The 11,020-nt window shown below is 61.7% G+C and carries 2 protein-coding genes; both read right to left on the reverse strand.

Annotated features, from left to right (window positions below; all coding sequences use genetic code 11):
* Window positions 1–92 precede the first annotated feature (92 nt).
* The gene (locus tag ACLJK8_RS20325; protein ID WP_413152187.1) at window positions 93–8,768 is read right to left on the reverse strand and encodes a neuraminidase-like domain-containing protein; all 8,676 of its coding nucleotides are present in this window, start codon (window positions 8,766–8,768) and stop codon (window positions 93–95) included.
* Window positions 8,769–8,908: 140 nt separating this feature from the next.
* Complete coding sequence (locus tag ACLJK8_RS20330; RefSeq protein WP_413152188.1) at window positions 8,909–10,888, reverse strand: RHS repeat-associated core domain-containing protein; 1,980 nt, start codon at window positions 10,886–10,888, stop codon at window positions 8,909–8,911.
* Window positions 10,889–11,020: the final 132 nt, after the last annotated feature.

The following is an 11,020-nucleotide window of genomic DNA, read 5'->3' on the forward strand; positions in this document are numbered from 1 at the left end:
TGATCGAGCGGCACGGACACCGCTCCCCAGCCCAATTCCGACGCGACCAGATGGACACGATCCCGCTGGCCGCGTAAGCGCAATCAGGTGTCTCAGGATCCGGGGGCGGTACAGAGGCGGCGTAGCGAGATGTGCTTCGTCATCTCATGTTCGCGTACATTGCGATCGAGGAAGGTGACTTCCAACCGCTTCACCTCCTGATGCAGCCGCTCGCCGGCCAGTAGCCCCCCCCGCAGCCCATCCCAGTGGGCGTTGCCGATCACGTTAAGTCGAGCTCCGCCCAGCTCGCGCTCGGCAGCGGCCTGCGCGCGCAACGCGAGCTCGCGGGCCAAACGATAGGCCGTGAGGTGCGCCGCAGCAAGCTGCTGCACCATCCAGTCGTAGAGCTGGACATTGCTAAACTTGTCGTGCAGGAAGTCATCGATGGACTGCGTTTGGTCGATCAGCAGTTGCTGGTTTTCAAGCTCCTTCTTCGCGATGGAGATCCGGATCTCGTTTGCCAGGATTTGTCGGTCGATCTGGCGCAGTTCACGCAGCGCTTGGTTGCTTTGAAAGGCCCACTCGTCGCGCCGCCGAGTGTGCCCGGCCATGAGGCCTTCGTGGTTGGCGCCATGCTGCCAGCCGCGTGAGACGAGCTCAAACATGTCACCGGTTGTTGACAAGCCGGTACCGACGGCCTTTAGGATTTCAGCCGCCACCTTTCCAGGGTCGGTGCTACCTGCGGCAGCTAACACAATGCTCGACGTCATGTGCGCGGCCCCGCCGCTGCCCTTGGCAACGCCTGCCGCGAGCGACCAGCCGTATGCTTGGCCCACATACTCAATCTGCTTACTCTCCTGCTCAATGAGGCCGAGGTTGCTTCCTGCACTCGCGCCCGATTCAATGCGACCGAGCATCGACTCCTCACCGCGCGAGGCACCGACCGACGGCGCGGCACTGCCTTCGCGCCCGATCAAGCGCTGGTACTGCTCGTAGCGTGACTCCGTCAGCTCGCGCGTAGCGCGCAGCGCCGCCACATTCGCCTCAGCCTCGTCAATCTGGAGCAGGCGCACGGCCTCGACCCGCTCGAGCATCGCCAACTCGTTTGTCGAGCGAAGCTGCGAAAGCCGTTCGGCGTCGCGCTTTTCGATCGCTGCGAGCAGGGCGCCACCGAGCGTACGCGTCTCGGCCGCGAGCTCCGATGCACGCGCTGCAAGCACCGAGAAGCGGTAGTGTGGCGGCGGCGCGTAAAGGCCAGCGATGACCTGACCGAGGTCCAAACCAGCCGCTGTGGCGCGCACAAGCAATTCGACATCAATCGACGGATCCAAGAGCGGTAATTGCCGCTCGATTCCATCGATGTTACGGCAGTGCCGAATGTTGAAGAGTCTGCTTTCGATCATGTTCCAGTACGAGAACAACTTATCGTTGTGCGGCAGGCAGAAAAAGAGAAAGCCATCAGCGCGGGGCCATCCTTGCTCCGTCCAGCGTGGGTTCAACCCGGGCAGACCGGATAAGTCGCGCGGACTGATGGTGAGGTTCGGATCTATGGCGATGCTCGCATCGATCCATAGATTGCCGAAGTCGTCCCAGTCGCCTTGCATTGAGTCGTAGGTCCGTGCCGGCCGTTGCGCGCCTTTCTCGCGCAGCTTGGGTCGGGTTCCGAGGAGACGAGCTGCGAGCACATAGAGGAGCGTCGCCTCGGAAATCGCTTCGCGTCTGTCCTGACGATAGAGGCTGTCTGCCCACGCGAGCAGGTTATCGAGATAGGCGAACAGCGTCCGCCACAAGAACGCGACGTGCCGGCGGCGAGCGATTGCGAACGGGCGAAAGGGAAGGTCGCGCCAGCGCTCGACAAGCTTCTTGATCGGACCCACATCGGCGGCGCTCACCCCGGCGGCCGCCTGGGCCAACAGCTTAAGCTGGTTGGTGACGTCGTTGCGCGGATCAAGTTCCTTGAACACACGAAACTTGAGGAAACGCTTGGGGTCGCTGCCGACGCCGCCGCTGGTCGGGTCGAAGAGCATGCGAAGCCAGCGCTCGGATTCCTCGAAACGCTGCTGCTTTGAAAGTTGGTCTGCAATTATGAGGGGGGCATGGAAGAAGACCTCCCAGCCATAACAGGCATTCGGAACGCTTAAGTCGAACGAGGACGCACCGCTGACCTGATCCTGCCAGAGCTTGGGGTGCATCGTGTTGATTGGCGCGGGCAGCAAATTGGCTCCGTAGGCAATGGACTGAGCGGCTGGCGCGTCAAGCGATAGCGACTGATTCCAATCGCGTCGTATCGATCTCGCCTCCGGAAACGACGCTGCGTATCCGTCCACGTGTGCACTCGCCGCCAGCGGCGTATGCACATCCAGAAACGCTGACGCCTTTCCTTCGCGGTAGTACCATGCGGTCGATCCCCGTTGTGCAACTGGCTGATCCGAAACCGGAAGCAACCAGTAATCGCGCCACGTCTGGGCATCCGAGCTACTTCCTGCCGCCGGGACTACATTATTAAACTGCGGTGGTACCTTGGGCAGAACCAGCGGCCACGAGTTCCTGCTTTCAGCTGGCATGCTTTTCACATCAGCTTGCATGCCGTTCATGAAGGGCAAAGTCCCTCTGTGAAACGCCGGCATCGGAAGGTTGCCGGGTTCCCAATCGGCTTTTCCGGTCTCAGGTAGGACGAAGCTAGCTACTGGCTTAAGGTCTGCCGGCACCGAGACGCCCAGCTCTGCCAGTGACGGCTCCTCACCCGCTCGCGGCTCTATCACCATTCTTATGTCCGTGCGGCAGAATTTTCCCTTGGGGGTAGCTGGCACCGGGATGTTACTCGATATAAATATAGAGGAACCCAGTGTATACTGCGCGAAGCACGTAACCTCTGGAATGGAACCTGAGTAAGCAGAACCAGGTAAAACGGCCGACCACAGCCCTAACGTTTGACCAATTCCGACCGACCTAACTACCTCCCTACCAACCAAGCTTCGGAGGATAAAGCGTGGATTTGCAGTTCCACCAGGATCTGAACTTATCTTTATATATCCAACAGACTTTCCGTCATTACTTTTTGCTTTAATCCAACATTCCCAAAAGATTCGATGTATCGCGCTGATGTATGCAGAACTAACTTGATCTATTCTCAATCTCTCAACTATAGTGATCTGACCATCCACAATTACCGAGCTTGGCAGGACTCCGCTATGTGAAAAAGGATTACACCAGTTCTTAAAAATATTACTCCACTCTACGGTCAAATCCAATTCGTCTTCTCTATAAGTGACTTCCTGAGTTGGCCGATTAGTAAGTGAGTTTTTTGGCGCAGGCAGTGCAAAGCATCCGATCCTGACACCTCCAGGTTCCACGAGGCAACGGAACGTGAACGCCTCTTCCCGAGGCACAAACGCCACAGGAGCCAGGTCTTTTGGAACGCGCGCACTTTCAGCGCGCCGCCATCCGTCGACGTCCAAGCGGGACCAGTCAAAGGATAGTTGCCAGTCCCCGCTCGACTCGCGCTCAGTGAGCACGGGCCAAGCTAGCCACAATGCGCCACCGTTTACGAACGGCAGCAGATGGTCACCTTGGATGTCCAGTTCGATCCGCTGCCAGCCGGACCACTCCATACCGGTACCACCGAAATCAACGCAGCGCCGCCAATAGTACAAGTAGGGCGGATTAGCGCTGCGCCCTACAACATACAGATCTCGGTGGGTCCGCTTTGGCGGCGTCGACGACGTGTCCCAAGTCGCGTCATCGTACATGCCAAGAACCTGAACGTCACTCATCTGAACTACGTCATCGAGGAAGGCGCCGAACGCCTCCCGCGCCCGCTCGCCGTTGAGCTCGCCCTGGCCCAAGTCAGCCTCCAGAAGGCGGAAGCTCGACGACTTGTCGTCGCGAAGTTCCGGAAACAACCAGTTCTCCGGGAAGAGGAAGACCTTACGGTTAGCCTCCCAGATGCGGTAGCTGCGCATCCAGGTCCAGCGCCGGCGCAACTTCTCAACGCCGGTGAAGTCCGACTCTCGACCGTAAAGCAATAGCTGAATAAAAAGCTGCACCGCCGCCACCGCCTGCAATGTCGCAGTCGTGTTCAGACACGGCTGGACCAGCGGGTCGATGAGACAGTGCTCAAAAATGCGATCTGCGCTTCGCCATCCCTTTTTGTGCAGAAGCAACGCGACTGCGGCATCCCGGTGCAGCATGCGACAGCTGTCGGCGATCTTCGCAAGCGTTACGTCCGAACCACCTTGCGTCTCAGCCAACTGGCGCAGCACCTGCGCGGCGTGGGAGTTCAGGTCAGTTGCCAGCACGCCCGTTGCTTGCGCGGCGGTAGCTCCCGCGCGGCGCAATAGTTGGGCAAGTGCCAACAGACGGAGCAACGCCGTCGGCTGTGCAAGAGTCTCTCGCGAGACGGCACCAGTCCCAAGCTTTGCCAGTTCCCTCAATTCCGTCGCAGCGACGTCTAGACGGATGCAAAGCGGCTGAAGATCGGTGTCACTTAGTGCGCCAGTGCCTGCGGCCAAGCGGTGGAAGTGGCTTTTGACGGTAGCCGGGGCGAGGGCATTGAGGTCGAGTAGCGCCCGCACATCGACACAAGCCGACAGTGCGTCCCAGCGTGGGGCCCAGCTCGAGCCGGTGGGGACATCCCGTGGCGCAATTACGGTGGACCAGTCGATACCCGCTGCAGCGGCACCGGCCGCCCGCACATGCTTTGACAGGCTCAGCCAGCTGGTGTCCTCTCCGCCGGCTCGGACCAGCGCGGCGAGCTTGTGCAGCCGCACCATCCACTCGTGCAGATCCGGCCGTGCCGTCACGTCGACCGCAGGCGGCGGATCGCTCGCCCGAGCACCTCTCCAGAACCCCTCTGCGAGCAGCGCTTGGCGGGCCGGACTTGCCGATCCGCTGCTCGTGACAACGGGTAGGCCGGAAGTGAGCAATAGATCGACCAAGTCTACTGGCAGGCCCGTCTCGCCCTGCACCGCCACCCCAAGCCGCCGCTCACGCTCACGCTCGGCGAGACGCCCGGAGAGCCTGTTTAGTCGGTTGGAGAGCAGGGTTCTTAGCCCGGCGTTGGGCTTAAGGAGATTGGCCGCATCCCCGGCGCTGAATAGCGGCGCAAAGTTACCTGCCGAGTACTCGGGACGAGTAGAAGCGGACAGTAGCGCAACGGCTGCAGCGTCCGGCACCGTGCCAAGCGTTTGGGCGGCCCGCGCCGCCGATGCCGCGACCAGCGCTGTCATCACACGTCCTGCCGCCTCGTTCCCGATCCACGGTTGAAGCGCCCGTTCGACATGCGCGGCCGACCGCGACGCCTCAGCATCACTCGCTGCACGACGAAGTGCCGTCTGAAGCGCAACGAGCCGCTCCATAACGAGAGCGGGATCGGCAACCTCAGCTACATCGAGTCCAGGAAGGCGATTAGCCAGTTTCGCTAGCGTTGACGCCGGCACCAGAATGTCGGTCGCAACTTCGACCGACCAGCCGCTGGCCGCGATGCGCGCGGCCGCGTCATGGATCGCTAGTAGACGCTCAAAGCCAGCGGTGGAGGTCAGCGTCGTCGAAATGACCTCGAATGGATCAATTGCGGTGGCGAGCTTCAGCTGCACCAGCTGTGGCACAGAAACCTGAAGCGCGCGGGCCAGATGCACGTGGCGATAGAGCCATGTCAGATTGGCGGAGTTCAGCACGTCGCTAACCTGATCGAGCATCGGCGCGCCGGTGGTGGCGATCAGCATCGCCAAGTCGCGACTGTCGCAACCGAGTGCGCCAGCAACCAGGTCGAAGTTGTCGGTGATGGTGTCCCCGTTCGCGATCGCACTCGCGAGTGGCCCAAACTCGTGCGCGAAAAGGGTGCCCGTTGCCTCCGACTTCAGCCGGATGTCGTCAAGCGGCAGCCGCATGGCCAACACGATCTCCGGGGGAAGGTTCAAGGCCACACGCACCCGCTCGGCCGCACCCAGGGTTCGCAGCGCGGCAACATAATCTGCGGTTCCCCGGCCCGTGGTTGGCAGCGCGCACGCCTGCAGCGCCGAGTCGACGAGCGGCACGCTCCAAGCCTGTAGCTTTCGCCGGAGTCGAACGAACCGATGCAGGCGATCGAACACGGCTTCTGGTTGCCCTGACAGCGTCATATCGCTGGTCTTGCACTGCTGGCGGTTGCTCAACGCCAAGCCGCCGAGATACCGAGTGGCCAGGACGCTATCGAGCTCATCGAGCTCCAGACCCGCCCGTTCGAGCAGAACCGACGCGCGACCTAGAACGGTCGGTACCGACCCCGTTCGCGGGGTTCCAGTGTCCGGGTCAGCAATTGTGATGCTGCTACCTCGCGGGATACCCCACGCATCGGCGAGCTCGTCGCCGCTGCGCGGCGTAGTTATCAACGCCCACTCAGACAGCGCGGAACCGCTCTGGGTTTGCGCAATACCAAGTGTTGATGCCGCAACATCATCCGCCGGCGCTGTGGCCATCAACTCCAGCAGTTTACTGCGTTCGAGGCCGAGACGCTCGCCCACTAGACGCAGTTCGGCGAAATTGCGGTCGAACGGCAAGTTCCACGGGTACGGTGCGTTCGCAAGCTGCGCACCCGGACTGGTGCCCAACTCTCGTTCCATCGCTTCAATGGCCAGGTCGATATGGAGCACCTCTTTTTCTGCGGCTTCGCAGCCCAGGTCGAGCTGGAAGATGTCGGGTCGCCGTGTGCGAAGCTCGGATTGTGCCGTTTCCGGCGGCGATGCGGTGGTGCCCGTCTTCACTGCAGTCTTCAGCAGGTTCAGCAGATCGACCAAATAGGCGCTTAGGCTCAGCACCGACTCGCAAGGCCGGCACGCGCAGCCGTCGTGGCTGCCTAGCAGGTTCTGCAGAATGGAAGCGGTCTGGTCGGCCTGCGGCTGTGCCGCCGATATGCCGCTGGTGACAAACAACGGAAAGTTCGACCACTGTGTGGCGATGGAAGCAACAAAACCGTTGGCCGCGTCGGCGGCCATCTCCAGGGTCTCAGTAAGCCCGGTAACGACGGCAGGAGGATAAAGGCTGCCTAAGGCCTGCTTCACCGCCTGGGAGCCATAATTCATCGCAGCGCCTGGGCTGGGTATTCTTTGGTCGATGAGGGCTAAGCCACCCTCGAGCGTGACCCCCATCCCAAGGTAGCGCCCGAGATTCCGCACCATTGTTGCGTGCTCGTGCGGCATTCCGCTGCCATCGTCGACGACGACCGGCTTCCCATCGAGCAGCGCCTTCGCCTGTTCTCCGTACTTCGGTAGCACCCGGGGCAGGTCCTGCAACGCGGGGTTCTTTAGCGACGTGCCAACATCCGTCAGGCGCTGCACAAGAGCGGGCAGCGGCATCGCCTGCTCGGCCTTGAGCTGCAGCTCGATGGCGCGAGCATGGGCCGAGTCGGGTGTCAGGGGTCCTTCGGCAATCCCGGTTCGGCTCAGGACCTCGCGCCACCGGCCGACGCTCCACTCCGCCAGCGCGGACTGCGGGTCCGCCACGTCGCCGAGTTCCGCCTTGACTGCCTGCGAGAAACCCGGGTCCGGCCCGAGCGTGGCGCGCAGGCGCAGCGCGAGAATGAAGCGGTCGAGGGCGGCAAACTCGTCGGAGGTACCCGCTTCGATCCCGCGAAAGGCGTCAGCCTGCCCGAGGCCGGTCTGGTCATAGATGTCCAGCGCCTGCAGCGCCATCGGCCGCGGCAAGGGCGCGTCCGCCAGCACCAGGGCCAGCGGGGTCGGTGACGGTCGGCGCCAGTCGATGCGGACCAGTCGCGCAAGCAGAGACAATGCCTCCATCAGCTCGTTTCGCTCTGCGTCGTCGAGTACACGAATTCGCCGCACCGCTTCGGCAAGCGACTGCTCGGCCTCCCAGGCGGCGCGGCCGCGCGCGATTATGCGGTCGAGGTCGGTGGACGCCGTTGCCCGCAGCACTGCGAAGAAGAATGCCCAACCTGTGGTATATATCACACGGTCAAACTCGGGCGGCCGGCCATCCAGCAACCCCCGCGCCTCCAGATGCATCAGTGCGGCTGACACCCAGGCGCGCACCGCCTCCACGGTCAGGCCTGTGTCGCCGGCGATGAAGTCGATGTGCTCGGCGGTCAGGACCTCCGGATGGCGGTCGCCGAGCATCGGCACGATACGGCTGCTGACGTCGACGAACTCGACCGGGCCCGGATCGGCCACGGGAACCACCAGGTCGATGGTCTCGACCGCGCCCGCGTTAAACCGAACGGGACTTACGGCGAGGGGCTCGGCGCCGTCGGCCGCCAGCGCTCGGATCTCGAGGTCGGCCCCGATGACGGGCCGGCCTTCTCCGTCCACCGCCTGCTCTAGCCGGTACGCAATCCAGTAGCCGCCCTCTGGATCGGTGATCGCACTACCCAGCTGCTGGCTGTCGAAAAGGTCGCGGTCGTACGCGATGACTAGCATCGCCGGCACGGGGCGCCCCATCGGCGTGCTCAGGTGGCCCGACACCACGCGCTCGAATGCGCCGAACTCCAACAGAAGCGCGTTGAGGAGCGCGGCCGTCGTATCGTCGACGAAGCCGTACAAATGGTCGCCCAGCCCCTGTTGGACCTGGAGATAGAACAACGCTCTCTGGGTGCCGCCGCCAAAGACAAAGGGCTCGTCGGTTTCCAGCTCGGCGCGGATGCTCGCGAAGAGCTCTGCTAGCTCATCCGCAGTGGGCTGGTTGGGCGAATCGAACGACCGAATAACGGGCCGTTCCAGCAAAAACAGCAGCGCGCGGCGGAGATTTGCGACCGACTCTCCCGTGTCGCCGGCTCTGATGGGTGGCTCGATCGGGTTCATACGCTTGCTCCCCTTGGCAGATGATCTAGGTAACGACGTCGTCACCGCGCGCAAGAGAAGCGTTTGCTGAACGACGCAGATGTAACACTCATTCTGCAAAGTAAATCAACGAAGTATGGCCGGACCGCATCCTACTTAGATTACTTTGGAAGATGCGGGACTATATGAACCCCCTTTGTCGCATAGTGTCTCATGCCAAAGAAAGTTGGTTCTGCGTACCTTAGATTTCCGGGGAACATCACCCAACCGATTACTTGACCGAAGTCAACGAGTTCCTTTGATCCGACAGCGGGTGGAGCGATCGGTCCTCGCTGCTCGGCCGAGCCGCCCTGCGCCAAGGTTTCCGGCTCGCCGACTAACAGGCTTTTGGAGCGAGGTGGCTGTCCCGGTTTCTCCGGGCGTGTCGCGGTGTCGCGCTCGTTTGCGAAGAGCACATGCTTATTCTGTTGCCCCCAGTTGATCTTCTGGGCGTCAGTGGTAACTGCCTCTTCTACTGTGCCGGCGGCCATCAACGGATCGGTGACGATGACAGTGCCTCTTGAATTTATGAATGGCTTATTGGGTGTAGTGGCGGTCTCCTCCACTGTGCCGGCCGCCATCAACGGATCGGTGACGATAACAGTGCCGCCCGAGTTTACGAATGGCTTCGTTTGTACTTTGGGAGGCTCGGAACTTGGTGGAGGTACTGCGGAGTTAGTAGCGGGTCTGACAAATGCCGCGACCGGGCGCTGCGGCTGAGCAGAGGCGACGCTCTTCATTTGCTGAAGACGGTCGGCAACGCCAGCTGACGCGGACGCGACCCCAAACACGTCTACGCCCAACTGAGCAGCAGCTGCTTGTTTGCTAGGATCATCCGTAATTATATTTGAGAGATTCCAAAATATCGCGCTAAACGGGTTGCTTGCGACCGCTGACAGCGTGCCAAACCACTGACGTTCGGCTTCTTTGTTTTGCAGCTCCTGAAATTTACTTTGACGAATACCAAAGTAACACTCGCCGCCCACGCAGCCTGCTACTAAGGGGTCCTCCGCGGCAACCTGCTCGACATGTTGCGATCCTGATGGGTCCGTGTATCTAATTGGATTTGACAAAGTATACTGATATATATTTGGCCCATCTTCCAAATATTTTTGATCATAACTTGACCACCTTGCTAGACAATTCGCGTAGTACCTAGCCAGATGGTAATGCATCCCGCTCTCGTCATCCCGCTCCATCCCGGTGTAGCGATAGCGTTTCGGTGGCGCTTCCATGCGACTCTCCATCAGCCGATACGCACTCGTCCCGTACGGGTGGTACTCCTCGTAGGAAACGATCTCGGCGCGATGATCGAGCTCGAGACATGCCGAACCAAGATGGTTCCCGTATTGGTAGCGGAACAGCGTTTGCTCCTTGACCGGCAATCCGTCCGGCCGAGGATCGGTGGCGCCGCCTGATCTGATCACGTCGTCGACCAGCAGCACCCGTTGCTCGCCTTCGAACAGGTGCTGCATCTCGATTTCTTCGACGAGGGTCGTGCGGTCGGACTTGAAGCGCCGGTATAGCTCGTAGCCGCCCAGATAGATGCGGTCCTCCACGCCATTGCCTTGGCGCGTGATCCGCTTGCGCGTGCGCTGCTTGTCGATCCCGTAGTGGTATCGCGCCAGGCCGCCGCCCCCCAGGTCGATGCCCAGGATCATGTCGCGCCAGTCCCAGCGGATATGCAGGCCCCACTTCTCCTCGGGGTCGAGCGGCGGCGGCGTCTCGACCCGATTGAGGTTCAGCATGTTGCCGTGCGCGTCGTGGTGATAGGTGACGGCCCCGCCGGTGTGGCTGCCGTACCAGGTCTGGTCGAGGCGGTTGCTGTCCGTCCCGGGCTTGTAGTGCCGGGTCCAGCCGCTGCCGGTGCCCGGCGCGTGCACCATCTCGACGAAATTGCCGACCGCGTCGTAGCGGTAGCGTTGCGTGTACGTGCGCAGCGCGTCGGCCGAGGGAAAGCCACCCGTGGGCCACGGGCCTTCCCGGTTGGGCGGCGGCGCGGCGGCGGCGGCGTTCTCGCGGCCGGTCGCCTCGATCAGGCGGTAGATCGCATCGTAGGTGTAGTCGCAACTCGGGTCGACCCGGCTGTTGGCGAAGAACACCGTCTGCTGCGCGTCGTCCCTGGTCTTGCCCCCATTTCACCGGACACTCAGGCGGTTGCGGTTTCAGCTGCGATGAACTCGCGGGGCGAGCGCATTTTCAGCCCTGAGTGCGGGTGGTTTTCGTTGTAGTCC

Origin of the sequence: Amaricoccus sp. W119, assembly GCF_047275745.1 — a bacterium.
Taxonomy (GTDB): domain Bacteria; phylum Pseudomonadota; class Alphaproteobacteria; order Rhodobacterales; family Rhodobacteraceae; genus Amaricoccus.

Coding starts and splice junctions, on each gene's coding strand:
- ACLJK8_RS20325 (WP_413152187.1), bottom strand. CDS start 8,768: ATGAACCCGATCGAGCCACCCATCAGAGCCGGCGACACGGGAGAGTCG.